The sequence below is a fragment of the Paenibacillus sp. KN14-4R genome (assembly GCF_052180255.1).
GTDB lineage: Bacteria > Bacillota > Bacilli > Paenibacillales > NBRC-103111 > Paenibacillus_AM.
In genome coordinates, this window is record NZ_CP197466.1 from 1,979,447 (window position 1) to 2,005,543 (window position 26,097).

The 26,097-nt window shown below is 40.2% G+C and carries 19 protein-coding genes and 2 pseudogenes; 16 read left to right on the forward strand and 5 right to left on the reverse strand.

From position 1 onward, the window contains the following. Positions 1-17: 17 nt before the first annotated feature. The 3 genes from ACSBOP_RS09360 to ACSBOP_RS09370 all read left to right on the forward strand — a co-directional run bounded on the left by ACSBOP_RS09360 (position 18) and on the right by ACSBOP_RS09370 (position 2,056). Positions 18-617, forward strand: coding sequence for a DJ-1/PfpI family protein (locus tag ACSBOP_RS09360; protein WP_442604144.1), 600 nt, complete (start codon positions 18-20; stop codon positions 615-617). Positions 618-678: 61 nt separating this feature from the next. Next, complete coding sequence (locus ACSBOP_RS09365) at positions 679-1,179, forward strand: hypothetical protein (RefSeq protein ID WP_442604145.1); 501 nt, start codon at positions 679-681, stop codon at positions 1,177-1,179. A 100-nt stretch (positions 1,180-1,279) separates the two neighbouring features. Continuing rightward, a complete protein-coding gene (locus ACSBOP_RS09370; RefSeq protein WP_442604146.1) occupies positions 1,280-2,056 on the forward strand; it encodes a Cof-type HAD-IIB family hydrolase in 777 nt (258 codons plus the stop codon). A gap of 341 nt (positions 2,057-2,397) precedes the next feature. On the opposite strand, the pseudogene ACSBOP_RS09375 reads toward ACSBOP_RS09370, so the two are convergent. Beyond that, positions 2,398-3,669: pseudogene (locus ACSBOP_RS09375) on the reverse strand (IS110 family transposase). Positions 3,670-3,963: 294 nt separating this feature from the next. Here ACSBOP_RS09375 and ACSBOP_RS09380 point away from each other — a divergent pair. Beyond that, positions 3,964-4,473, forward strand: coding sequence for a DinB family protein (locus ACSBOP_RS09380; RefSeq protein WP_442604147.1), 510 nt, complete (start codon positions 3,964-3,966; stop codon positions 4,471-4,473). Between the two features lie 168 nt (positions 4,474-4,641). After that, entirely contained in the window at positions 4,642-5,538 is an 897-nt protein-coding gene (locus ACSBOP_RS09385; protein ID WP_442604148.1) for an alpha/beta fold hydrolase, read from the forward strand. A gap of 127 nt (positions 5,539-5,665) precedes the next feature. On the opposite strand, the gene ACSBOP_RS09390 is transcribed toward ACSBOP_RS09385, so the two are convergent. After that, positions 5,666-6,151, reverse strand: a complete 486-nt coding sequence (locus ACSBOP_RS09390; protein ID WP_442604149.1) for a hypothetical protein — start codon at positions 6,149-6,151, stop codon at positions 5,666-5,668. 433 nt (positions 6,152-6,584) lie between these two features. Between ACSBOP_RS09390 and ACSBOP_RS09395 the strand changes: the two genes are divergently transcribed. From ACSBOP_RS09395 to ACSBOP_RS09410, 4 genes are all read left to right on the forward strand, one after another. Beyond that, positions 6,585-7,544: an ROK family protein gene (locus ACSBOP_RS09395; protein ID WP_442604150.1), complete on the forward strand. Its 960-nt coding sequence runs from the start codon at positions 6,585-6,587 to the stop codon at positions 7,542-7,544. A gap of 325 nt (positions 7,545-7,869) precedes the next feature. After that, on the forward strand, positions 7,870-13,524 hold the full coding sequence (locus ACSBOP_RS09400) for an Ig-like domain-containing protein (protein ID WP_442604151.1): 5,655 nt from the start codon (positions 7,870-7,872) through the stop codon (positions 13,522-13,524). Positions 13,525-13,542: 18 nt separating this feature from the next. Beyond that, positions 13,543-17,379, forward strand: coding sequence for an immune inhibitor A domain-containing protein (locus ACSBOP_RS09405; protein WP_442604152.1), 3,837 nt, complete (start codon positions 13,543-13,545; stop codon positions 17,377-17,379). A gap of 21 nt (positions 17,380-17,400) precedes the next feature. Beyond that, positions 17,401-18,855 carry a copper amine oxidase N-terminal domain-containing protein gene (locus ACSBOP_RS09410; RefSeq protein ID WP_442604153.1) on the forward strand — a complete coding sequence of 485 codons (1,455 nt, stop codon included), beginning with the start codon at positions 17,401-17,403 and terminating at the stop codon, positions 18,853-18,855. A 143-nt stretch (positions 18,856-18,998) separates the two neighbouring features. Here the strand turns inward: ACSBOP_RS09410 and ACSBOP_RS09415 are convergent, their stop codons facing one another. Next, positions 18,999-20,114, reverse strand: a complete 1,116-nt coding sequence (locus tag ACSBOP_RS09415) for an aminopeptidase (RefSeq protein ID WP_442604154.1) — start codon at positions 20,112-20,114, stop codon at positions 18,999-19,001. A 116-nt stretch (positions 20,115-20,230) separates the two neighbouring features. On the opposite strand from ACSBOP_RS09415, the gene ACSBOP_RS09420 reads away from it, so the two are divergent. Continuing rightward, positions 20,231-20,782, forward strand: a complete 552-nt coding sequence (locus tag ACSBOP_RS09420) for a hypothetical protein (protein ID WP_442604155.1) — start codon at positions 20,231-20,233, stop codon at positions 20,780-20,782. An 18-nt stretch (positions 20,783-20,800) separates the two neighbouring features. On the opposite strand, the gene ACSBOP_RS09425 is transcribed toward ACSBOP_RS09420, so the two are convergent. Further along, positions 20,801-21,121: a hypothetical protein gene (locus tag ACSBOP_RS09425; RefSeq protein WP_442604156.1), complete on the reverse strand. Its 321-nt coding sequence runs from the start codon at positions 21,119-21,121 to the stop codon at positions 20,801-20,803. Positions 21,122-21,447: 326 nt separating this feature from the next. On the opposite strand from ACSBOP_RS09425, the gene ACSBOP_RS09430 reads away from it, so the two are divergent. The 6 genes and pseudogenes from ACSBOP_RS09430 to ACSBOP_RS09455 all read left to right on the forward strand — a co-directional run bounded on the left by ACSBOP_RS09430 (position 21,448) and on the right by ACSBOP_RS09455 (position 25,095). After that, positions 21,448-21,912: an NUDIX domain-containing protein gene (locus tag ACSBOP_RS09430; protein WP_442604157.1), complete on the forward strand. Its 465-nt coding sequence runs from the start codon at positions 21,448-21,450 to the stop codon at positions 21,910-21,912. Between the two features lie 43 nt (positions 21,913-21,955). Beyond that, complete coding sequence (locus ACSBOP_RS09435; protein WP_442604158.1) at positions 21,956-22,747, forward strand: GNAT family N-acetyltransferase; 792 nt, start codon at positions 21,956-21,958, stop codon at positions 22,745-22,747. Positions 22,748-22,772: 25 nt separating this feature from the next. Continuing rightward, a pseudogene (locus ACSBOP_RS09440) lies at positions 22,773-23,111 on the forward strand (NUDIX hydrolase); the annotation flags it as partial. Between the two features lie 204 nt (positions 23,112-23,315). Then, positions 23,316-23,762 carry a GNAT family N-acetyltransferase gene (locus ACSBOP_RS09445; RefSeq protein WP_442604429.1) on the forward strand — a complete coding sequence of 149 codons (447 nt, stop codon included), beginning with the start codon at positions 23,316-23,318 and terminating at the stop codon, positions 23,760-23,762. A 19-nt stretch (positions 23,763-23,781) separates the two neighbouring features. Beyond that, positions 23,782-24,318, forward strand: a complete 537-nt coding sequence (locus ACSBOP_RS09450; protein WP_442604159.1) for a GNAT family N-acetyltransferase — start codon at positions 23,782-23,784, stop codon at positions 24,316-24,318. Between the two features lie 81 nt (positions 24,319-24,399). Further along, complete coding sequence (locus tag ACSBOP_RS09455) at positions 24,400-25,095, forward strand: PIG-L deacetylase family protein (RefSeq protein ID WP_442604160.1); 696 nt, start codon at positions 24,400-24,402, stop codon at positions 25,093-25,095. A 21-nt stretch (positions 25,096-25,116) separates the two neighbouring features. Here ACSBOP_RS09455 and ACSBOP_RS09460 read toward each other — a convergent pair whose 3' ends face one another. Continuing rightward, positions 25,117-25,992, reverse strand: a complete 876-nt coding sequence (locus ACSBOP_RS09460) for a helix-turn-helix transcriptional regulator (protein WP_442604430.1) — start codon at positions 25,990-25,992, stop codon at positions 25,117-25,119. Positions 25,993-26,097 lie beyond the last annotated feature (105 nt).

Sequence of the window (26,097 nt, forward strand, 5' to 3'; positions counted from 1 at the left end):
TGGACGGTGTTCTAAAAATGAAAATACAAATTGTATTGTTTGACGGCTTCGGTGAGCTTGTCTCTTTCGCACCTTTCGAGGTACTCAAAAGAGCGATAGAAGAAGGGGCTCCATTTACGGTTGAACTAGTATCAAGTGAACCAAAACAAGAAATTACTACTTCGTTTGGAGTTACGGTTAGACTAAATGATTTTTTACGAATGGATAATCGTCCAAATCTGTTAATTGTACCTGGTGGTGGCTGGAATCATAAAGCTGAACATGGGGCACGAAAGCAAGCAGAGCTTGGAACCCTGACCGAATTGATTAGAGAGATGCACAACGATGGAACGATCGTTGCGGGAGTTTGTACAGGAGGTATGCTACTTGCTGCTTCCGGTATATTGAATGGTCGAAAGGCGACGATGCACGATTTGGCGAAGAATGAAATCATTGAATACGGGGCAGAGCTTCTTCGTTACAGAATTGTTGATCAAGGGAATATTATCACTGCAAGAGGAGTCACTTCAGGACTTGATTTGGGACTTTGGATCACGGAAAGGTTCGCAAGCGCCAAAATTGCAGCTGCCGTTGAATATAGAATGGAATACGAGAGGCGAGGTGCTGTTTGGAGATAGGAGTGGTCGCAACCAATTTTAAGAATGAAACGTTAAAAGAATAAACAATCACGGAGGAAATATGAGGGAATTAATAAAATTGGGAGTAATAGTTGGGCTAGTATTTCTTATCCTTACTGGATGCGACAAAGAGGTCACAGGTGATGAAAAAACAGCCGAGCAATACGTTGAGGATCACGGTTATAAAATTATCTCTCACAAAAGCGAAACTGATAAGTACAAATTAGAAAAAAGCAAACTTTACGGAAGTACAGAAGCAATACCATACCAGCAGAGCTGGGGAGTTCAAAACGTAGAGCCTGATAATTATTTTGGTAAAGAAATAACAATCTATGGATTTACTGTGTCAAATCATCCTTTGGAAAAAATATATAAAGCGAAAACAAATGTTTATATTATGCTTACCGAAGGTAAGGTTATTGGCGGATATTCTTTTCCTAATAACGAGGGTTTAATTTTAATGGGTAGCGTTTATTCATTGGACGGAAAGACGCTAGAGGAAGTAACAGGAATAACGTTTAAAGAGTGGTCTGATGGTTGGAAAAAAAAGTACGGCAGTTGACTAAACTATCGGACAGGATTGTTCAGTTATATTAGAATTCCTTGGGTTCTTAACGTATAGTAAGGTAAAGTGTTTTCAAATATAGGGGGATTTTAGCACAGTGTACGAGATAGTGTTCTTTGATGTTGATGGTACTTTATACAGTGAAGTGGATAGAGGAATTCCTGAAAGTACAAAAGTTGCTATTCAGAGGCTTCATGAAAAAGGCATAAAGATCGTTGTTGCAACTGGGAGACCTCATAATTTGTGCGAAGAACTAATTGCACTAGGCATTGATATATTAATATCAGCTAATGGGGCACTTGTTAAAACCCCTAATAATGTTATTCATAAGTCGATACTTTCTCCAGAGACTGTACGTGATCTATCAAGTTTTGCCGAGTTACATGAACACAGTATTTCCTATTTTACAGATTCGATTTCAATGAACGGTATAGGAGTAGAAGAAAAGCGTGTTAGAGATGCACTAGTGGAAACCCTTGGTCTAACCCATTATCCCAACAAATTAGACACTCTTCCAGAAGAGATTTACTGTATGTGTCTGTACGCTGATGAGAGTGAAGCCAGAAAATTTATTGATAACTTTCCGCAACTTCAGTTTGTACGTTTCCATAGTTATGTAATGAACATCCTTGAAACTCAAGTGGTCTCTAAATCAGAAGCAATCAAAAAGGTACTGGATTATTTCAACATCCCCGTTAGAAATTCTATCGCTTTTGGTGACGGTGGAAATGACTTGGATATGTTAGAGTTTGTTGGTCTGGGTATTGCTATGGGCAACGGTGAGGAACGTCTTAAACAAATGGCAGATTTCGTTACCAAAAAAGCAAGTGAAGATGGCATATACTATGCCTTAACTAAATTTGGCGTTATTTGATTCTGAACGAACTATATCATTGAACTCCCTCGGTACGATTTAGTTTTCTCACGAATACTCGCTTATTCGCAGGATTCCGCCCTTGCCAGAAAAACGGAAAGATAGTTAGAGAAAGCTAGTTGAAGACCAGAGCAACATGAAGGCGTGAGGAAATAGAGGGGGAGGTTGAAACCCCATATTCTTCCATATACTGCACGCATTCTCCACGCCGCCCCTGGAGGTTCTCACTCCCATGTCTCAACGGGTCGGTGCCCTTTGGTTCAATGTATCCGGTACTCCGTGCTTTCTTTGAAACCCTGCGAATAAGCCAAAATTCGTACGACGAAACGATTATATTAAGCTTAAGCTGCTAGTTGAATTGGCATCGTTTTATGAGGATTGTATGCCTCGTTGCTACGAGCCATCCCTACGAGAATGCGAGCTAATTTACCACATAGTTTCATCAGGGACCTCATTTTCTTCATCTTTTTCACTTGAACATTGTACGTATGGATCGCTTTGAATTCCGGATTGTTCGCAACCAAACTCATGGCCATCATGAAGATGAAACGGCGGAGGCGAGATCGTCCACGTTTACTAATTTTCATCTGACCCGACCATTTCCCAGAGCTTGCTTCTGCGAGGTTAAGGCCAGCATGCCGCAGCAGAGCATTGCCATGAACAAATCCGCTTAAATCCCCGGCTTCACCAAGAATACCAGCGAGTGAAATGGCGCTAATCCCTTTGACAGCAAGCATGGATTTAGCAAAAGGTATGCGATCTAAGACGGCGATAATCTCCGTTTCTACTATTTTTAGCTACTGGCAAGCAAGGTCGTATTCATCGAGTAACTGCTTCAAGTGAAGCTTGTAGGCATTCGTGGCTTGTTTAGAACCTACAGAGCTACTAGCAAGAGCGATAAGAGCTCGAGCTTTTCGCTCACCAGAATGACGCTTCATCAGTGATTTCCAGCCTTTGATGATGTCCTGCGGCTGTAGTTTCCGAAGTTCTTCAGGTGTAGTGAAAAGACGAAGTGTGGCCAACGAACCGGTGCACATAAGGCTCTTAAAGACTTGACGCAGCTCGGGGAAAACAACGTCTACCCAACGATGGATTTGGTTTTTAGCGCTTACGAGTCTCGTCACGACAGAGTCACGGTTTGAGAGATAAACACGCAGCTCTACAAAGGCCTCAGGCGTGCTGCGAATGAAAGGGTAATAGCCGTTTTTGACCATATCTGCAATAACGAGTGCATCCTTTTTGTCGCTCTTGGAAGGCGTGTTGTCACGGTTTTCTTTATTCTTTTTCACGAGATGCGGATTGACAAGAACGACTTCGAATTGGTGATCCGAGAGCCACTTGGAAAGGTTAAGCCAGTAGTGACCGGTAGGTTCCATCCCGACAATGGCTTCAGTTAGACTGTGTGATGCTTGTAGTGATTGCACCCACCGAAGGAGATTGTGAAATCCTTCTTCATCGTTTGAAAAGGAAAAGGAATTCCCAATGGCGATTCCTCGAAAGTTCACCGCACGTGCGACATGAGTTTGCTGGGCGATGTCGATCCCGACGACGAGGTGCTTGGCGGTAATCTTTTCAATGAGTTGATTTTGTTTCTCCTGTGCCTTAAACTTCATAGTAGAGCGTCCTCCTGGATGATGGGATTTTAAGGGCTATGACCCGTTGTGTACTCCCATCGTACCGAGGCGCTTTTCTTTTTGCAAAGACGAAATTAATTCATCTACAGGAATGCTAACGGAGAACAATAGTTGAATCATGATATATAGGCAGCTGGTCAAACGATCAGCTGCCGTTTTCATTGAAGTATTGGGCAGTAGTTTAGCGTGGTAAAAGCGGTTGGTTTACCATTGTATATGGAACATTTGTTTAGTAAAATTATTGCATATAACCAATTACTGGGGAGGTGTTAAATGGAGATCGCATTAGAGCTAATTGAAAGTATGATGGTTAAGTTTAAGTCAGAGAAGAAATGGACTCTCCAAGCGCTTGAACAATTGTCCGAAGAAGATATTACTTCTTCTCCAACATCGGAAAGTAATAGCATTGCTAACTTAGTTGCTCACATTAGAGGTGCGGTTCACTCTCGAATTGAAACAATTCTCCTTGATATTCCCGATACAAGAGATAGAGATAAAGAATTTGAAAAAGGGCTAGAAATGTCTAAGGAAGAAGCCATAAGAAAGACTATGGATGCTTTTGATATTCTAATACAATTTCTTGAACGTCTTAAATCCTCACCTGAGTTGTTAATGTCTCAACCTTTCATTAATCTGCCCCCTCTTACATATAGCCAGGTAAATAATGAGACGACAGCCCTGAATCTTATGATTGCAATGTTTAGAGAGGTCCATTTTCATACTGGACAAATCATCTATGTAGCCAAAATAAGAAAAGGACAGCTCGTTTGGAATTACGATTAATACAGCACATTGACAGGTCTCCATTAAATTAAAGGGACACTATAGCTAAATAAATAACTAAAACGCGGCTGCCGGCATGAATCGGCAACCGTGTTGCGCTAAAGGGCAGGTTAGTTGAACAAGAAAACCTAATATTATTTGCTTTTTAAGCAAAGGGGTAGGTGAAATTTGTCATTTTTAATAATAAATCAAAATAAGATTGAGATACTTCAAAAAGGGCAAGATGGGACACCAATAATTATCCTTACAGGAATGGGTTGTTCATTCGATGAATGGTATGAAGTAACAGAGTCATTAAGTAAATCAAATAGGGTTATTATGTTTCATAGACCAGGGCTAGGCGCAAGTGAAATTGGTAATGAAGTCCGTAATACACAGGCAGTCGTAAACGAAGTAAGTGAGATGATACATTTACTTAAATTATCTGAACCCGTAATATTAGTTGGTCATTCCTATGGTGGGTTATGTGTACAACATTTTGTGAAAGAGCATCCTGAAAATGTTGCTGGAATAGTATTAGTAGATTCAACTTCTGTTGAATTAAAGGTTTTAGATGACTTGAATTTACCTGTTTTAAATGAAGGATCAACCGATGAATTTTGGATGGAAAAATGTCGTTCTTATTCTCAAATGAAAAGGGAAGAATTAAGTGAAATTATTAACCCTACTCTAACAGAAAAACAAAAGCTACTCCCGAATGATATTCAAAAACGCTTAATAGACTTCCAGATAAATCCTTCTTTATACAAAGCAATGCATTCTGAAATTAGCAACTGGAAGAGGGACGGAGATATTATTCAGAATTTGGTGGTATGCCTTGATATACCTTTAATCGTTATTAGCCGAGATAAAGAGCATAACATTAGGTTAGGCACTATGGAAGGTTTACCAGAGTGGGAGTTAAGGTTATTTGAAGAAAAGTGGCAAGAACTTATTATGAACCAAATTAATCTTACTTCAAATAGTAAATTAATAATCGCACAAGAAGCAAGTCATTCAATACATATTGATAGACCCGATATTATAGTTCAATCAATTAATAAACTAAATTCCTTATTTAACTAACGGATTACGATAGTACCATGAGAACAGACTGCCGGTACGATCGGTAGCCTGTTCAGCTAACTGGCAGTTTAGTTGAACCAAGGAATTATGAATATTATTCCATCTTCTGCAGTGGACAGCATGCCCCCTAACACAAAACTATAATTCTATAGGGTGTGGTAATGGCGGGGATACTTTTTGTGGTAGGTCCATAAATAACAATTAGATCTCGGTTCGCAGGGGTTCTTGAAAAGTGTTGCCCGTTTGTTAATACTATTTGAGTATATGGAGAAATATTTAATCGTAATCGTCCATCACTACTCTCTAATTCAGTATTAAAATAATCTACTTTTACATTCTGATATGGGCTATTTTTTGCCATGACAATTGCTTGATATTGTGGAGGGTAAATTAGAAGAGCAGGTGCATTTCCGTCATAATATCCAGTCACTTGATCTCCTACTGACACCATTACATGGTCTACAAAATAAGTATTGGGTGACACAACGAAATTTACTAATGCTCCCAATCCGTTGTCTACAGATATTAATTTAAAACATCCTTCACCATTTTGACCTGTAAAAAAATCATTAATCATAGTGATAGTCCCGTGAAAAGAATAAAAATTTGTCATATATTATCTCCTTTTGCTTTAAAAAGATAATGCACTATTCGTAAAGTCAAATAACCTGTGTTTACAGTATGTAGGTTAATAACTATATGATTGTGCAGATGCCTATAAAGGAGATTCCTCAGCGAATAGCGTGTTGCGCTAACGGCTTACGATAGATCAATTCTGATAGCTTGCAAACAGCATTCAACAACCAATGTAAATGTAAATAAACCAAAAAATGGATAGAGATTCAGATGTATTCTGAAGACTCTATCCATTCTTATTTCGCCAATGCAGCGCACTATAAATCCGTTTCATCCCATATCGCTGCTCAACGTTAACAAATGGAGTAGAGGTATTCCTTCATTGAAAGGCTTTTAGAAATCGCTTACAATAATATAAGTTAATAGATTACATATGCATAATAGGATAGACACAGGGAGAGTGGCTGAAGATGGGATATTGGATTGGAATTGATCTTGGCGGAACGAATATGGTTTGCGGATTGCTCGATGAGAGTATGAACATCGTGGCAAAACTCAAGAAACCTACACTAGCCAATCAAGGCGCTGACGATATTATTCAGCGTATCGCTGAAAATGCAGAACTATTATTAGAACAAAATCTTGTAAATAAAAGTGATCTTCTAGGCATAGGGATGGGCTCACCAGGATTTATTAATCCAGATCTTGGAATTGGTGTATTTTCTGCTAATTTGGGATGGAGAGACTATCCAGTTGCAGCGCAGTTGCAAGCATTAACAGGTATTCCTGTTTCAATTGATAATGATGTTCGGATGTATGTATATGGGGAAGCCATACAAGGTGCAGGTCGTGACCATGATCATGTACTCGGCATTACACTTGGCACAGGGATCGCTGCTGCAGTCGTCAATAACGGCAAATTGTATTATGGCGGAGGTTACATGGCAGGAGAAATTGGTCATATTCCAATGGATGGAGTAACCGCGAAATGTGGATGTGGCTTGGTGGGTTGCTTGGAGACTGTTGCGTCAGCAACTGGAATCGCTCGACAAGCGAGAGAAGCGCTGCAAGCTGGACGCTCTAGTATTCTGGGTGAGTGGTTCACTGGGGACAACATTCAGCGGTTAATAGCGACTGACGTGTCCAAAGCATATGATGCAGGAGACGCACTCGCTCAGGAAATCATGGATTACACAGGTCGTGCTCTTGGAAAAGGTCTAGCAGCAGCAGTTACCTTATTCAGCCCAGACTGCATCGTCATTGGTGGAGGTGCCGCATTAGCGGGTGAAAGACTTTTCGCTCCAATGCGTGAAGAGATTCAAAAATCTGTGATTCCTATCTACTGGGATCGATTGACGATCGTACGCGGCGAATTAATCGATGATGGCGGTGTAATTGGGTCCGCTACTTTTGCGAAGAGTCGTGCTTAGCGCTTTTTATTAATTGTTCAAGAAAACCGTTTGCAGCAGATGCTGTTGAGCGGTTTTTTTGTGATTTCATGTCTAAATTTTATAACAATACGTATAAAAGCAAGTTATTTTGTAGATAAAAATGGACAACTTCCTGTATATATTTTGATTTTTTTAAAAAAATGAAGTGTTCATCTGGTTGTTACAGTTGGTTTATTCATGTTGGTATGACTTTTGCTTTATTGCTTTACTAAGATGAGGTTAAGGCGTAAAAGGAGTTGAGAGAAATGTAAACGCTTTCCTTTCTTGTATGCGATTATGTATTTTATTTATTGGAGGTTAGGGAATGTCTTGGTATCGGTTGAGGAAAACGAAACTACTAAAGTTTTTGATGATCCTAAATATGATTCTACTCTGTTTTTCAGCGAACAGCAGTTGGGTATTGGCTCAGGAAGAGCAAGGTGTGCACGAAAAGTTAGAACCCACAGTTGAGCAGCCACAGCCTGTCATCGAAGCTCCAGTTGTCGAGAAGCTAGATCAGCTCAAAAATAATGAGATCACGCCAGGCGGGGAACCGAAGCAAGGAGATACCGGACAACTGGTTAAAGTTGATAATCCCGGTACGGGGCAGGGTTTCCATACGATTATGAAGTCAGAGGGTATACTTAGCTTGAATGGAATCTCAATTGCTAAGGATGGATCGATCTATGTTACGAATGAGAGTGCGAGTTATAACGATCCTAATGATTATTATAAAACCAAATTTATTCATAAATTCGATCCGGGTGCATCAATAAGCAAAGGCTTCGGCACCCCTGGAAACACACCGAAGAGTATAGCTTTAGATGATCAATTGATCTATGTATATAATAATTACGGAGAAATCATTTATTATCAACAAGATGGATCCGAAGTAAAAAAGAATAGAAAGAATTATAGCATTTATGATGGAGTTGCTTTGGCAATAGATGAATCTCATCTCTTCGTTACGAATGCTGGACAGCGGAATAACATTCAAAAATTTGATAAAGCCGGAAATTTTATTACGGAATGGAATTCTGATCATATTAAGATCCCTGCGGGAATCGCAGTCGATTCGAATGATAATGTCTATCTCCTTAACTCAAATGGCGGCATCATTAATTTTGATAAAAATGGTGCTTATAAGACTACGATCTCATTAGCTGGAGTAGGCATTCCAAAAGCATTTGCTGTTAATGAGGAAGGCGAATTTTTTATACTGGACCAGTCTAAAAATGCTGTCCTGCACTTCAATGGAAGTGGAGTACTACTGAATAGCTGGGGGGAATATGGCACGAGTGAAGGGCAATTTATAGATGCTAAAGCGCTCGCTCTAGACCCTCAAGGAAATCTATACGTCGTAGATGCAGGAAATAACAGAGTTCAATTCATGAAAAAACCAGTTTCTCCACTTCAGGTATTATCTGCTAACCCGATTGCAGGGAATGTAAATGACGCGGACCTTAATCAAGTAATGGTCGATTATACAATTGACGTAAGTTTCTCGAAGGCTATCTCGATACAAAATCCCGACTCCATTCAAATACTAGATGGATCGAATAGGGTGTCAAGTGAAACCGTAATTAAAGAAGCAAGCGGTAGTAAAGTTTTACAAGTGAAATCAATTGGAGGATTAAAGTCTAATCATTCCTATAAATTAAGACTCGCTTTGAATAGTATTTTAAGTGCAGATGGTAGTCAACTTGAGCAAGAATACACGTATGATCTTAAGACCAAAGATGTTACGCCACCAACTGTTGTTCAATCAAGTCCCACTCCAAATGCAAAAGATGTAAAAGCAAGCACGAGTATCCATGTTACGTATTCCAAAGAACTTGCGGAAAGCGACTTCTCAACAATTGTTCTAAAAGATAGCGAGGGTAAAGCATCTAGAATTGAAACTATTCTTCAATCAGATAAAAAAGTACTCACGATTAAACCGATAAATGTGCTGAGTAATAAGGAAGAGTATACCCTTCATATTCCTGCTAATACAGTGCAAGATACTTTAGGCAATAAACTTAAGAAGGAGTTCACATTATCTTTCACAACAGAAGTCCCAGATCAGACTCCACCGACAATTACAAGTACGATCCCAACGAAAGAAGCCAAAGACGTCCCTGTTTCTCAAGAGATTAGTATTACTTTCAGTGAAGAAATTGCCTTAGATGGCGGACAAGTCACATTAGCTACGGATGAAAAGGTTGTAAAATCGAATGTCAGCATTAAAGAAAATGTGCTTACAATTAAACCAGAAGTATCATTACAATTTAGTTCTAAGTATGTGGTTACCGCCGGAGACAATGTGATTAAAGATCTTGCGGGTAATTCATACGTAAGCTCAGATTCAAATGGCACTTTACTTGAATTTACGACTGTTGAACAAGATGTAACTCCACCTACGGTTGTAAGCACAGTGCCTGTCCGGGATGCCAAAGATATTGGTGTGAATACGGAAATTACGATCAACTTCAACGAGACGATTGGTAGTCTGGATACAAACAAACCAATAACGGTAACAAATGCGACAGGTGGTAAAGTTGCAGTAACAAGCAGCATAAGCAAGAATGATCCAAGTGTAGTTTTAGTTAAACCAACGGAAGCACTTGATTATTCAACAAAATATGAAGTTGTGATTCCAGCTGGAGCTGTAATGGATGCATCAAAGAATCCATTTGCACAAGAGTATAGATTCAATTTCAAAACAGTAGCGAATCCAAACTCAGGCAGCGCACATTACAAGGAAATCAAGCTCACGGATGTCACACGATACACGGGTATGGCACTAGATAAATGGGGCAATGTGTACGTGAGCACGGATAAAACCGTTAAGAAATTTGGCCAAGATGGCAAGCTTATAAGAGAAATTAAGAATTTAAATTATCCAGGTGAGTTAGCAATTGACGACGATAGTAACTTGTATATACACGATTATTATGACATTAAGAAGTTTGATAAAGATGGTAAAGAGATTAAGTTCCCGACTGATATTAAAGCGGAAAGTAGTGGCGGCATTAAAGTGGATCATGCGGGGAACATTTATTTAACGAGCAGCTCGCAAGGGAAGATCTACAAGTACGAACCAAATGGCAAGAAGAGTACAGAGTGGGGAAGAACAGGCAATGGTAATGGCGAGTTTAATTCTCCAGTGGCAATTGCTTTTGATGCGAATGGATCTATGTTCATCGCCGATAAACAAAATAAACGCATTCAGAAGTTAGATGCAAATGGTAAATATCTGACTTCCTGGCTTATTTCTGAAGCGGATTCTTATTACGGAGCGGCCCCGGTAAATCTCTCTGTAGATCCATTTGGAAATGTGTACGTGCTTGCTGATGATGGGAAGAAGCTTCTTCTGATATACGATAATAACGGCAAATTTATTCAGGAGATTGGTGCATTAAAACCAAGCTCTGGAGATAATGACTCCTATTATTCAAAACCTGTGAATGTCATAGTAGACGCTTTGAACAATCTATATGTATTAGATAGCAGTAAAAAGCGGGTTCAATATATAGATATGGCACCACGGATTGAAAAAGTTAGCGAGTATAACACGGTTACAGAAGCTCCAGGAAAAGTTGATTATAAGATCCTATTAACTTTGAATGAAATGATCACAGTCGATCAACTCCAGAATATTAAACTAGTGGATGCAGCTAATAAGACCCAAGATATTGTAGTAAACACTGAGGATAATGTACTTGAAATTAGTGCTCGAAGTCCACTAGCTACAGATGCAAAGTACACCTTATTTATTGCAAGTAATTCGATCAAAGATAGCATCAACCAAGGACTAGTCAAATCTTATTCCAAAGTCATCTACACAAAAGATACAACAGCACCTTTTATTTCACGTTCGATTCCAAGTCACAATGGTAAGGTAACTGATTTATCCTCACCGATTATTCTTGCATTTAATGAGGCGATTAAGAAAGGACCCCATTTCGAATCCATTCGCTTGATAGATAACGAGAACAACGTAGTTGAAATTGCAGCTAGTATAGATGGAAACGTCTTAATGATTCGAACTATTCAAGAATTCAAAGACGGGGTATCTTATAACCTGCTTGTCCCACAGGGTGCTGTGATGGACATGAATGATTTGCAAATGAAAGAAGATTATCAAATCATTTTCAGTGCAGCCATACCAGATTTAATACCTCCTACTATCAAAAAGGTGTATCCCGCACATGGCGAGACAAATGTACCACTGACTAGTACGATCACGATTACATTTGATGAATCCATTCAAGCAGGCGAAGACTTTAGGATTATTTCCTTACTTAAAGGAATGGAGCATGTTGTGACTGATCGTCGTATCGAAGCCAATTCGGTAATCCTAACACCAAGACAGCCTTTGCAGTCAGGCAGTGACTACAAAATTGTCGTCCCGAAAAACTCGGTTGTTGATATGGCTGGCAATGCGATAAAGGAATCACACACATTTGTTTTTTCCACAGGTAAAGTGATTGTTCTTCCTTATGTAGTCAGTAGTAAACCAGCTAATCAAGAGACAGGCGTTGCTGTGAATGTTCAACCTACCATTACGTTTAATAAAGACATTCAAGTCAGTAATATAGAATCGATAAGGCTCTTTGATTCGAATGGCGCAGTCAAAGCTTCTGTCAGGGTAGACAAGAACACGATCACGGTTAAGCCAGAGGCAGAGCTAAAACTTAATCATTCTTATCAAGTTGTCATTCCGTCCCAGACGGTAAGCGATCAAGACGGTATTAAGGTAGATAACGAATACGTACTAGCGTTTAAGACGGTTAGCAATAATGCGAATTTAAAGCATTTGTGGATTAAAAAAGGGTCGGAAACAACGGAAATCCCTGATTTCAACCCATTAAAAACAGAATATTCAGTTAATATTGCGAAAAATAGCCAATTGACTGTATTAGGTACTGCTGAAGAGAAAGAAGCGAAAGTGACAGTCTCTGAAAAAGATCGTAATACGCAAGGCTACAAAGTTGAAGTAATCGTTCTTGCACCTGATGGTAAGACAACGAAAACTTATCTTATCTTAGTCAAATATGATCAAGATACGACCCCTCCTAATCCAGGTGATGGAAGTGGAAATCCGAGTGGAGGATCAGGTGGTGGTACGGGTGGTGGTTCAAGCTCGGGCACAACTGCGCCAGCCAATCAAACATCATCCCAGTTTACACTTCGTCATATCAAAGCCTTAGCAGAAAAAATGCAATCACTTGTTGTTGAAAATGCAGGAGTAAAACTTGAGTTTGCTGCTACTGCGTTCCAAGATCCACAAATTCGTGCAGCAATGGACAAATCGAATGCAAGTCTAGAGTTTGGCATTCAGATTTTGAAATCTAATGAGAAGCAAGACATGCTTAATTTTGAATTAACCGCACAGCTTGTTTTTGCTGATGGAACGAAAACACCCATTACTCATTTTACAGAGCCTGTATCGGTCACAATTGATTTATCTAAATTACATGTATCTACAGCAGATGCTAAGAAGCTTACAGGTGTGCGATATGTCTCGAATGCAGATGGATCAGTATCTGTCATTAAATTAGGTGGTAAATATGATGCCAATAAGCAATGGTTTACCTTCCATACAGACCAATTTAGTCGATATGGCATTTTAAAAGCAAATGAGCTAACGACAGTGGAGCTTACTCTTAATCAGCCAGTTGCACTTGTGAATGGTGCTCAAATTCGTAATGATGTTGCCTCCATGCTTGTCAATCAGAGAACAATGGTACCTGTGAGATTTATTGCAGAATCGCTTGGTGCAAAAGTGACTTGGAATGAAGAAGCGCAGCAGGTCACAATTGAACTTGATAACAAGTCGTTGAAGATGACACTCGGACAATCGATTGAAGGATATGATGTCGCGCCTGATTTTGTAAAAGATCGTATATTCGTTCCACTTCGTTACATTTCGGAACAATTGGGTGCCTATGTCCTATGGTATCCATCATCAGAAAAAATTGAAATCATTAAATAAACACGTCCAGGAGGCCCTATGAAAAAAATTGTAATAAGCAGCTTATTATCAATCGCATTATTATTCGGTTCAGTTCCTAGTGCATTTGCAGCAAAAAAACCGATGGATGGTAAAGATAAAGTGATCGTAAAACCGTTAGTCATTATGATGGATTTTCCAGATTATAAGCATAATGAATTTAAGCAAAAGGAGAAAGACTATCGACCGTTCTTTGTGCGTGACACGTATGAGAAAGACTGGTACCAAGATCTATTCTTCGGCAAATCATACGAACTCTATGATGAGACGTATGATTCGATGAAAACGTACTATGAAGAACAATCCAGAGGAAAGTATATTATGGAAGGTGGAATAGCGGGTTGGTATACAGCAAAGAATGGCATCAAGGAATATGGAAAACGAGAGCAAGATAATGCAGCTGAATTAGTTCGTGAGGCCATCGCTGCGGTAGCAAGCGATCCTAATTTCGATTTATCGGAATACGATGTTGAGGATAAATATGATTATAACGGGAATGGCAATTATTTTGAATCGGATGGCATTATTGATACCATCATCCTCGTGCATGCAGGACGTGGAGATGAATGGGGATCAGGCTCACTCGGAAGAGGTCAGGGGATTTGGCCATTCCGTGGAAAAGTATCTTGGTATAATTCCTTTTCTAATCCGGACAATGGTTATAAACAATACGAAGTAACGGATACAAGAGGTAAGAAATTCAAAGCAGAAGACTTTGTTACCGTTGCACAAGATTCATTGCCGATGCTGATGAACCACGAATTTGGTCACACACTGGGATTGCCGGATATTTATGGTCCTGGTGCAGAACCAACTCGTAACTGGTCTATTATGTCAAGCAGCTATCTTGGAAGTGTGTACGCAACAATGTCTCCTCAATTCGGTGGGATTGGAAGAGAAATTCTACAAGAGAAGCTGGGTGGAGATTGGGCCAGGGAGAAAATTATTGATTTTGATGATCTAGACAGCCAAGGGAAGGACTTTGAGATCGGGGCTTTAATGTCCAATACAGATACAGACTTGGTACGTGTGAATTTACCGCCAAAGCTTGATTTTGTTAAACCTTTCAGCGGTGAGAAAATGTATTTTAGCCAAAAGGCAAATGATGCTAGGAATTCCATGACTACAAAATCTAGTATCGATCTCACGAAATACCCATCTAATATTAACCTAACGTTCAAGACTCGCTATGATATCGAACAAGATTGGGACTATGCTTCCGTGCAAGTTCGTGTGGAAGGCAGTGAGAAATGGGTATCGATTAAAGGGAATATCACAACGACAGAAAATCCAAACAGTGGGACTGATAATCCAGATGGAACAGGACGCAATCCTGGACACGGAATTACCGGAAGTACAAAGAATAAAGCTGGTGAGTATGAATGGGTTGATGGTATTTTCGATTTAAGCACATTTGTTGGCAAGAAGATCAATCTTCGGTTTTACTTCTGGTCAGATGGGAATACACCGAAGGAAGGCATATATATTGATGATATTAAAGTCACTTATACACCAGAGAAACCGATCAGCCCTGTAAAAGATCACCAAGGACTCGATGTTACCAAACATGTCCCAGGTGAGAAAGGTGAACATGGTAAAGACAATGAACCTCCAGTCTCAGATCCAGTTGGTGATAAAGAGCAGGTAGTGCCACCTAAACCAGAAGATACGAATACTCCAATAAATTCTGAGGTTGGTCAGCCCGCTGTACAAGATATTATTCCGCCGACTGTTATACAAGTACTCTCAGATACGAATAATTCGGAGTTTGCCGATAATAGTGCAATCCGAGTTGTATTTAGTGAGAACATCCAAGAAAGTGATGCATTTAAGCAAATTACGTTAACTAACGAAGAGGGCAGAGCAGTTGAGTTAATGGGAAGCATTAAGAACAATGTGTTGACGCTTAAACCTCAGAATCCACTTGAGCAAGGGAAGAAATACATCGTTACAATCCCACAAGGTGCAGTCAAGGATACCGCAGGAAACTTATTTAAAGACGCGAATGTATCCGAAATATTAACATCATTAAAGAAAGTTGAGTTAGTCGCACCTGCCGCCGAAACAGTTATCTTCTTCGATGATGCTGAAGGCGCAGATGAAGCATCATTATTTACTTTTGAGGGATTCAAAAAAGATGACGGTGTAAAAATTGCAAATCATTACTACTTGCTAGAGTGGCGTAATCATGAAGGAACGGATCGTTCATTGAAATCCTACGTACTGGGGAATTGGGTAGAGAAGGGTGCTTATGATCCTGGTCTTGTTATCTGGTATATTAATGAATCACTAGGTACGAAAGATCGCCTTGATCAAGATGTTGTGGCACATCCAGGTAGTTTATCTGTTGGGGTCGTCGATGCCGATCAGAATGCGCATGAGAAACGGACGCTTTATAAAACAGAACCGAACAAAGACTATTTGTTACGTGATTCTGCATTTAGTCTAAGAAAAGGAACAGAGATGTTCGTTGAACACAATGATGGCATTGTAACGGATAAGAATCTTGAACCGAATCCTGTATTTAATGACAAAAATGATTACACAAATAAATCCGATCCAAGACAAGGTTTGATTTTGAAAAATTATGGCTTAAATGTGTACCTCACATCAGAATCGGCAAATCGTCGATCAGCAACCGTTCACATTGCAAATGCGAATAAGCCAAAGACGTTTAAGCAAAAAAATATCGATCTATCGATTGATCATCAGAAAAATGAAATTGTACTTGCAGCAGAAGGGCAGCCAGGTTACAAGGCACATGTATCCTATACATTAAAGACGGATAAAGGTGCTCGTGAATATTTCGAAACATTAACCTACAGGAACGGTCAATATAGAGGCGCAATTAACAATTCTATTATTAATCCGAAGGAAGATTGGAAAGTTAATTATGTTTTGATTGATGGTGCAGAATTCAATGCACCTGTCGTTGGAAAGAAAATGTATTACAGTGGTAAGGGGAATTTAATGACTAGCACCATGACAACGAATATAGATTTAACAGAGGCGAAGAACCCTAATTTACAGTTCAAAACTTGGTATGACATTGAAAAAGATTGGGATTATGCATCCGTACAAGTAAAAGCAGAAGGAACAGATAAATGGGTATCGATCCAAGGTAATATTACAACGACCGATAATCCTAATCAAGGTGTAGGTAATAAAGATTGGGTAAGAAATCCTGGGCATGGTATCACAGGTAAATCGGAAGACAATAAGTGGATAGATGCGACATTTGATCTGAGCGCATTTTCAGGTAAAAAAGTAGAATTGAAATTTGAAATGTGGACAGATGCAAACACACCGCAAACAGGAATTTATGTCAGTGATGTTCAGGTAAAAGATAATGGCAAATCGATTTTTTCAGAACGTGTGAATGACACGACTAAATTTAAGTTTGAAGGCTTTAGTGAATTAGTAGATTCACCCATGTTAGATTCTGTTCAAGCCGTTTACAATTCGGAGTTACATGCAATTGGTACAGACTTAAGTGGAGGAAACATTTATAAAGACAGCGTGGATGTTAAGTTTGTTAATCCTAATCAAGAAATCCATTTAGATAGTGAAGCCGCAGTAACTGTTGAGATTACAAATAATAATTTAAATGAAACCAATGCGACCTTAATTATCACGCTGCTCAGCAAAGATCAATCTAAAATGTACAATTTTGTTAGTACGAGCAAGGGTGTTAAATCAAAGACGACAGAGCGTCTAACAACAGGATTTAGCATACCAGAGACAGGTGAGTACATCGTGAAGGCATATCTTGTGACAGATTACAAGACGGATCATGCTTCCTTCCTTTCAGATCCATTAGTGATTCCAGTTAAATAGAGTAGAAAGTGAGGGACAAATATGAAGAAAAAGTTAGTTTTGTCAAGTATTGCGTTGCTATTAGCCGCCATGACATCCCAGATCGCTTTAGCAGATATTCCAATTATTCCTCCGCATCCCAATGATGCTGTTATTAAAGATAATGGGGGATCACTCGATAAGAGAGATAAGAAAGAGAGCGTAAATGCAAGTTCGTCTCCTATTCTAAATGGAATTACTGTGACATCCACACGGAGTATAGCCACCATAACCGGCAAGTTCACGAAATCAGATATTCCGATTTATATGACAGTGAAGCGGGCTTCTGATGACGCGATCAAGTATTTTAATGATGGGAAGACGAATGCGAACGGCGAGTATCGCTTTCAGGTTCAATTGAAAGAAGGCGACTATACGGTCGAATTGCAGAATAAGCAGGGGGATGAAGTTTACAGGTCCTCCTTTAAAGTAACATCTGGAACAGTTCCAACACCGACACCTAGCCCAGACTCAGGAACGAACCCCCCAGTTACTCCAGGAGGTGGTGGAGGAGGCGGTGGCGGTGGTGCGACGACCACAGCGCCTGCAAACCCTACCACATTGAAGTTGGATGCCAATGGGAAGCTGAAGCTATCAAAGGAACAGCTCCAGACTATGTTAGAAAAGAAACAACCCCTTATCTTGCAAACGACAGATACTGTGCTGACATTTCCATACGATGCCTTTGATACGGAGCAGTTAAATCAGGCACTTGCATCATCGGGAACAAGCTTAGAGTTATCTGTTCATCTGTTAAAGCAAGATGAGCGCAAAGAACTACTTCTGCAAGCAGGTGTGGGGGAGTCAAAAGGGATTATTGATTTAGGCGGTGTTACACTTGAGATTCAAGCCGCAATTATTCAAAAAGATGGTTCTAAGACACCTATAACAAATCTCTATGAACCTCTTGCAGTAACGATCGATGTATCCGATATCCTGCTTTCAAGTAAAGATATCGCGAGCTTAACGGGCGTAAGTTATGTGCTCAATTCTCAAGGCAATTACACGATCGTCAAGCTAGGCGGTACTTACGATGCCCTGAAGAAAACAATTACCTTCTATATCGATCGTCTTGGCAATAAAATCGGTATAGTTAAGGCGAACAAGCTAACGACGATTGGTTTGAAGTTAGATGATACGAACACAAAACTTAATGGCGTTAATAAATTAAATGATGTCGCACCTACTCTAGTAAATGATCGCGTGATGGTTCCTGCAAGATATATTGCAGAGAGCTTTGGAGCTCAAGTAAGTTGGAATGAAGAGAAAGGGGAAGTTGGAATTGAGCTGGATGGCAAGCTATTAACGATGACAGTGGGTCAGAAGATCGAAGGTTTTGATGCACCACCAGTCGTAGTCAACGATCGAGTGCTCGTTCCGATCCGTTATATCTCTGAGCAGTTCGGTGCTTATGTATTGTGGTTCCCGTCAACAAGTTCAGTTGAAATTGTAAAATAGGATGAAGTAGCTAATCGTAAGCATGGTGTAAAGAGGGGGTGAATGCCTCCTCTTTTTTTCATGTATTTAATTACATTAAATATTAAAAAGACTGCCAAGAACTCATTGTTCTCAGCAGTCTGTAAAAGGGAAGATTCCCTTGATTATTTCAAATTCTCAGGATTCAAGCACTCAAGTTCAGGAAGTACGAAACGTCCATCTTTACGAACCAATACGTCGTCGAAGTAAATTTCGCCGCCGCCGTACTCAGGACGTTGGATCAATACCATATCCCAGTGTACAGAAGAACGGTTTGTGTTATCTGCTACTTCATAAGCTTGACCTGGTGTGAAGTGGATGGAACCATCGATCTTCTCATCAAACAAAATGTCTTTCATTGGGGTTTGGATGTAAGGGTTCACGCCGATTGCGAATTCGCCAATAAAGCGAGCGCCAGCATCTGTATCTAGGATTTCGTTTAATTTTTGCGTGTTGTTGGAAGTTGCTTCAACAATTTTACCATTTTCAAAACGTAACACGACATTTTCAAAAGAGGTTCCTGAATAGATCGTCGGGCAGTTGTAGGAAATCACGCCATTAACGGAATCGATTACAGGTGCTGTATAAACTTCTCCGTCTGGGATATTGCGAAGACCTGAACATTTGACAGCAGGAATATCTTTAATGGAGAACGAAAGATCAGTACCAGGAGCAACAAGGCGTACTTTATCTGTTTTGTTCATTAGATCTTGAAGCGGAGTCATCGCTGCATCCATTTTACCATAGTCTAGGTTACAAACATTGAAATAGAAGTCTTCGAAAGCTTCTGTGCTTGTATTCGCTTGCTGCGCCATGGACGCGTTCGGGTAACGCATGATGCACCATTTTGTATGGTTTACACGTTGATTTAGAACAGGACGTTGGTATTCTGTCATGAATAATTTCATTTGGGAATCTGGCACATCGGAAGTTTCTGTAATGTTGTCGCCACCGCGAACACCGATATAAGCATGCATTTTTTTCATACGGAACAATTCAACTTCAGCCATACCGCGGAACAATTCAGCTGTACCCGTCATTTGAACTTTGCGTGTCATGACCGGATCACGAGTCTCGATAAAAGCATGACCGCCAGCAGCAGCAGCTTCTTCTACGAAACATTTTCCAACTTCAGGATCTTTAATGCCAATGAGTTCAATAAGTACATTCTCTCCAGGTTGTAAATTAACGGAGTAGTTAATAATGTTTTTTGCAAAAACTTGTAAACGAGGATCTCTCATAATAGTCAATCTCCTTATATCGAAAATAACATTCAAATTCTATTATATTATATTTTGTGAAAGGATTCCAAAGAAAAAGGGTATTCTATATCGAAGAAGGATTGGAGGGAACAAAAATGGCACGACAACAAATTCAAGTTCCGTTTGGTTATGTAGAGCCGAAAGCAAGCATGAAGGGAACGTTACTCGTGTTTGATTTATTCGAGGATTGGGATGAAGAGGCACTACAAAGATTGATTCAGTATGCCGAGGAAAAATCATTCGAGAAGGTTGTACTATATCCCCAACATGAGGAGACGCTTAAGCGGATGGGACTTAAAGCTGATCTTCCTTATCATGCACGGGTTAAACAACTGTATACTTTTTTGAAAATGCCAGAGATCAATGAAACGTTTGTTGAATTACAATTGGATGAGTGGGAAGGTAAACGGAAGAAGTATACCCCGCTGGATGCGTCTTTACGTTTTCTCACAGAAAAGAATAAAGGGCCATTCTTCATCTATATGAATGACAAGTATGCGAATGTTTTTGCAGCAACCTCTGAATTTGAACAATGGATCAAGCAGCTTAGGATGTTGATTGAAGTGAAGTTTGGTCATACTCTGCATCCTAAACTGCACGCTATGAGCCATCGATGGGACGAAGTTTCTTTTGTTCAATTAGGATAAAATCGAAAGATGCTGGGGCTAACGAACTTGCTTTGGCATCTTGGATTTATCTATGGATGCTTTAATATCTTGTTTCGCATTGTGTAATTCCTCTGCTTTTTGCGTCAGTTGAGCGTCAAAATGTTGATCGGTACTAAACTCCACAAGATGCTTCGTCGCTTCAGTTGCATCGTGGTTAGCTTGTGTTAATCTAGCTTTTGCTGCGAGTATGAGCTGTGGATCAGCATTTTCTAGTGCATCAGCCAGCATTGCTTCTGCACGTTGTGCGGCCATAATGGCACTTTCTGCATGCTCCTCGGCGTGCTTAATCGGTTCTTGATGCTGCTCGGATTGTGTCATAATGATAACCTCCTGCAAGTTAGGTGAGACTTCTTACCTTACCATGTGTCAAAATGAATGGATTCATTCGGGAAATGTAATCTTCTCTATTTCCCAGGCAAGCGCAGGATATGAGAAGGAATATCGATTTTCGACAGCAATTTCCTTTGTTGGAACTATTGTGATACGAAAAGTTGTTGACTAAGTGATATAAGAATGGATGCTGTTGACAGGTTAGCTGTCAGCAGCTTTTTTCATTTGCTAGAAAAGGAATTATTACATGCATCTCGAAGTAAGTGAAATGGCTTTTTCGACAAATTATTACGAGACAACTAGCGAGGTGTAACATGACGATTAAAATTATCGTTACAGGTGGAGCCATTATTCGTGATGAACAGGGCAGAATCCTGATGCAGAAACGATCAGACTATGGGGATTGGGGCTTACCTGGCGGTGGGATGATTCCAGGTGAGACTGTTGAAGAAACGATGGTTCGTGAGATTGCTGAAGAAACAGGATTGCAGATTCAATCCTATGAGTTGTATTCGATTTACAGCGGACCTCGCATGCAATATATGTACCCAAACGGTGACGAAGTCGTATTCGTGATGTTTTTATTCGAAGCAACAGCAGATTTAACGGGTCGATTAGCAGCAGATGGTCTAACGCTAAACTATAAGGATGAAGATAACGAATCCATACAATTGAAGTTCAAAGAACTTAATGCCATTAATATTAATGACATTAATCGTGTGCAAAAACCCGTGTTTGAGGATTTAAAAGCGGGTAAAGTAGAGCTGCTTCGCAGTTAAAAGATAAGGTCAAATATTAGTATGGAAAGAGGAGGTAATTCAGATGATTAGACGTTTAGGACAAAGTGACCATGATTCATTAATGCAGTATTTGAGTGAAGAGCCATCCATTAATTTGTTTATCATTGGTGACATTGAATCGTTTGGTTATGAAAGTGAATTTCAAGAGCTGTGGGCACAATTGAATGATGATGGTAATTACGAGGCGGTTATGCTTCGTTATTTCCATTCTTATATCGTATATGCGAAAAGTGACTTTGATGTACAAGGCTTTGCAGACATTATGAACGCTGACCCTGATTTTTCTGAATTGTCGGGTAAGGCGAGCGTTGTCGAAGCATTCGAACATAATAGATTGAATAAATTAGGAAACAAGATTTCGACTTATTTCAGTGAACTGAAAACAGATGATTTCCATTCAATCTCATCTTCACAAGATAGGGTAAAAGTTGCAACAATCGAAGACATCGATCGAATCATCAGCATTCGTTCAAAAGGATTCAAGAACTACAGCAATCGCCCTAATGCAAGAGAGAGTCTGCTTAAAGTGATGGAAAGTGGCGTTAGCCGAACATTTTATACAGAGGATCAAGGCGAGATGACAAGTGTGGCTTCCACAACAGCTGAGAATAGCCTCTCTGCTATGATTGTTGCGGTATGTACATTGGATGAGCATCGTAACAAAGGCTTAGCTTCAGAGGTGATGACTGCACTTTGTAAGCAAATTTTAAGTGAAGGCAAGAACTTATGCTTATTTTATGAGAATCCGAAGGCAGGAGCGATTTATAAGAGACTCGGCTTTAAAGATATAGGTATTTGGAATATGTATCGATAATATGTTGGAAGGGTAATGAAAGAATATGTTAAAGTACAATATTTGTTTTATCCGCAGAAAAGATGAAGTACTGCTCGTCAATCGGCAGTATCCCTCTTGGATGGGGAGCTGGAATGGTGTTGGCGGGAAGCTTGACCAAGGTGAGATACCTAGACAATCTGTCATTCGTGAAGTATTCGAAGAGACAGGCATAGAGCTTCAAGAGGTCTTTTATAAGGGCGCGGTGACGTGGGTGGCTAGTGATGGTCATTACTACGGTGGAATGTATGTATACCTTGCTGAAGTTGCAGATGACTTTGAGTATCCGACACCACTTACTACCTCAGAAGGTATACTAGATTGGAAAAAGATTGATTGGGTGCTGCATCCAGAAAATTTGGGTGTAGCTAAGAACATTCCAAAATTCCTTCCATCTGTGCTTGATGATCCTGAAATCTATAACCATATGTGTACATTCAAAGGCGATGTGATGGTAGGTTTTACGAGTTTGGGAATAACTCCTGATACCGAACATAACGTGAACATAAATTCGGAATGGTCTGCGATATTTGCAGCTAACCAAGCACCGATTCGACCTCTTCAATCTGACGAACAATTACCCCTAGATCTCCTGCTGCTTGCAGATCCAGATGAGAATGTTGTAGAGGGCTATGTACAAAAGGGTCAGTGCTATATCTATGAAGAGCAAGGTGAAGTTATTGGAGAGTATGTGCTGCTGCCTACCCATCCTGGAACGATTGAACTGATCAATGTTGCAGTTGCCGAAAACTGTCAAGGAAGAGGGATTGGCAAGCAGCTTGTTCTGCATGCTGTACAAACAGCGAAAGAACAGGGGTATTCGATAATTGAAGTCGGAACAGGTAATTCAGGTATCGGGCAGCTTCACTTGTATCAGCGTTGTGGATTTCGAATCACAGGTATTGATACAGACTTTTTCGTAAGGAATTATTCGGAACCCATTATGGAAAATGGCATGCAGTGTTGCGATATGATTCGGCTGAGTCAAGTTTTATAATGAATAGGGGGAGTGTCTGATGGTAGCTACAATTCATACGCCTAACTTACTGCTGCGAGCTTTGACTGAAGCGGACGCGCAAGCAATGTTTGAATATTTTTCACAAGAAGCGGTTATGCAATATTATGGTCAAGATCCTTATCAGACGATAGACGAAGCCAAAGCACTCATTCAACTGTTGCTGCAAAATGAGACCGAGATGCGCGGTGCGCGCTGGGGAATTGTGAAAAAGGATGAGCAAAAACTAATTGGCACGATCGGCTTTAATCTTCTAAATCTTAAGAACAAACGAACGGAAATCGGTTATGAATTACATCCCCTCTATTGGCGAAAAGGTTATGCAAGTGAAGCTGTTCAAGCGATAATAGATTATGGATTTAAAGAATTAGGACTAGAACGAATCGCTGCCATTGTATATTTGGATAATACAGGCTCAAATGGTCTACTCGCAAAGCTCGGTTTTCAAAAAGAAGGCATTCTACGACGTTATTTGGTTGCAAATGGACAATCTCATGATGTTTATATGCATGCTTTACTTCGATCCGAGTGGGAATGAGCCATTCGCTGTTTATCGTTTACCGTGAATGAATAGCTAGATTAAGATATAATAGCATGAAGAGATGAAGGTGGTGTTCATATGAATCAAGTCGTAAGTTTTATTTATGCACATCCTGATGATGAAACATTCGGTTGTGCTTCTCTCATTCGCAATCTTGTAGATCAGGGTGGTAAAGCGACCTTGTTGTCTGCAACACGTGGTGATGCGGGTAAGACAGGTCGATTGGGCGAAATGACCAAAGAAGAACTAGCAATTGTACGCGAGCAAGAACTTAAGAACGCTTGCGATATTATGGGCATATCTGTAATTAAGCACTTAGGATATCCAGATGGGAAGCTTAACACCATCGACCGAACAGAGCTAGCTGAGCAGATTATTCAATTCATTAATGAGCAGCAGGCGGAAGTTGTCGTTACTTTCCCAGAGGATGGTATTAGTCTTCATCCCGATCATACCGCGATTCATCATGCGACGAATGAGGCAATCTTTAGTGGGCGCTGCCCATCGGTTCAGAAGTATTACTACAATGCATCTAAGCCTCTTGAACAAATGGGACATTACCCGAATTTACGCATCGATACAGAGCAGATGTGGGAGATGAAAGCAAGTGCGCTTAAAGCGCATAAATCCCAAGTGTTCTCGGTTGAGCGAGTATTTGGTGAGCAGGTCACTTTTGATGAAAGATATCGATACGAATCCTTCGTTCTTGTCTGGGAACGCGGCACCGAGTGGCCGAACAAGCAAGAACAATTTATTTTTGATGATGTAAAATAATCCTTCAATAATACTTCCGAATCACGTAGAGCCGAAATCGATGTGATTCGGAAGTTTTTTGTCTTGCTCCATTAATTTATTGAGTTTCATTTCAGTTGCTGTTTCAGGTGCAGGTGTGTAAATGCTGCAACGTAGATCGGCGCTTCCTTGCACTTGCAGGGATGTTAAGTGAAACAACATTTTGCCTGCCTTAGCATGACGAAATTCTACTGCCACTTCAGGAGCGGTACTCACTTCGCTTTGATTCCACAATCTTGCAAAATCGGGGTAAGAACGACTCATCTCCTCTATAAAATGGTCGTACCATTCATCTTCCACATACTGGCCGTAATAAGTCCTGAAGATCGAGAGAAAGCCTTTGACAAAATGCTCCCAATTGACAGCCAAGCTCTGGAATTCTTTTCGCGTAAAAAGGAGTCCAATCATATTCCGCTCTTCTACCGCAATTTGATTAAAATCTAGAAAAACATGCGATGCAGCTTGATTCCAGCCGACAATATCACATTTGCGATCAGAGATGATCGTTGGACAATGCCGCAGCTCCTGCAAGATCCTTGCTAAGGCGGGGCTGATCTGGGGTTGAATACTTTGGTTGAGACTTACTCCTAAAGTTGTATCTAGAGCCAGTGCATACAAGTATTTGCGTTCATCGAAGGTTAGCTGCAATGCACTTGCGATACAGTCGAGGACAGAAGCAGATACTTTAATGTCTCTTCCTTGCTCAAGCCAAGTATACCAGGTGGTACTGACACCAGCTAATTGAGCAACTTCTTCCCTCCGAAGCCCAGGTGTGCGTCTACGCGTACCAGCAGGCAGACCGACACTTTGAGGGAGTATCTTGGCACGTTGGCTTTTTAGAAATGTTGAAAGTGCTTGCAATCGAGTCTGAGAATTGATGAGAGGCGCCCCCTTTTATAACCTTATTATGGTACTTATTATACTAGGATAAACGCCAACTTGTAATAGGATATTTACTGTGTAAAGATAAGATCAGAGTATGAT

What these genes read in the sequence shown, in the direction of transcription:
- ACSBOP_RS09360 (WP_442604144.1), top strand. Translation starts at nt 18, where the DNA reads ATGAAAATACAAATTGTATTGTTTGACGGCTTCGGTGAGCTTGTCTCT.
- ACSBOP_RS09365 (WP_442604145.1), top strand. Translation starts at nt 679, where the DNA reads ATGAGGGAATTAATAAAATTGGGAGTAATAGTTGGGCTAGTATTTCTT.
- ACSBOP_RS09380 (WP_442604147.1), top strand. Translation starts at nt 3,964, where the DNA reads ATGGAGATCGCATTAGAGCTAATTGAAAGTATGATGGTTAAGTTTAAG.
- ACSBOP_RS09390 (WP_442604149.1), bottom strand. Translation starts at nt 6,151, where the DNA reads ATGACAAATTTTTATTCTTTTCACGGGACTATCACTATGATTAATGAT.
- ACSBOP_RS09395 (WP_442604150.1), top strand. Translation starts at nt 6,585, where the DNA reads ATGGGATATTGGATTGGAATTGATCTTGGCGGAACGAATATGGTTTGC.
- ACSBOP_RS09400 (WP_442604151.1), top strand. Translation starts at nt 7,870, where the DNA reads ATGTCTTGGTATCGGTTGAGGAAAACGAAACTACTAAAGTTTTTGATG.
- ACSBOP_RS09405 (WP_442604152.1), top strand. Translation starts at nt 13,543, where the DNA reads ATGAAAAAAATTGTAATAAGCAGCTTATTATCAATCGCATTATTATTC.
- ACSBOP_RS09410 (WP_442604153.1), top strand. Translation starts at nt 17,401, where the DNA reads ATGAAGAAAAAGTTAGTTTTGTCAAGTATTGCGTTGCTATTAGCCGCC.
- ACSBOP_RS09415 (WP_442604154.1), bottom strand. Translation starts at nt 20,114, where the DNA reads ATGAGAGATCCTCGTTTACAAGTTTTTGCAAAAAACATTATTAACTAC.
- ACSBOP_RS09420 (WP_442604155.1), top strand. Translation starts at nt 20,231, where the DNA reads ATGGCACGACAACAAATTCAAGTTCCGTTTGGTTATGTAGAGCCGAAA.
- ACSBOP_RS09425 (WP_442604156.1), bottom strand. Translation starts at nt 21,121, where the DNA reads ATGACACAATCCGAGCAGCATCAAGAACCGATTAAGCACGCCGAGGAG.
- ACSBOP_RS09430 (WP_442604157.1), top strand. Translation starts at nt 21,448, where the DNA reads ATGACGATTAAAATTATCGTTACAGGTGGAGCCATTATTCGTGATGAA.
- ACSBOP_RS09435 (WP_442604158.1), top strand. Translation starts at nt 21,956, where the DNA reads ATGATTAGACGTTTAGGACAAAGTGACCATGATTCATTAATGCAGTAT.
- ACSBOP_RS09450 (WP_442604159.1), top strand. Translation starts at nt 23,782, where the DNA reads ATGGTAGCTACAATTCATACGCCTAACTTACTGCTGCGAGCTTTGACT.
- ACSBOP_RS09455 (WP_442604160.1), top strand. Translation starts at nt 24,400, where the DNA reads ATGAATCAAGTCGTAAGTTTTATTTATGCACATCCTGATGATGAAACA.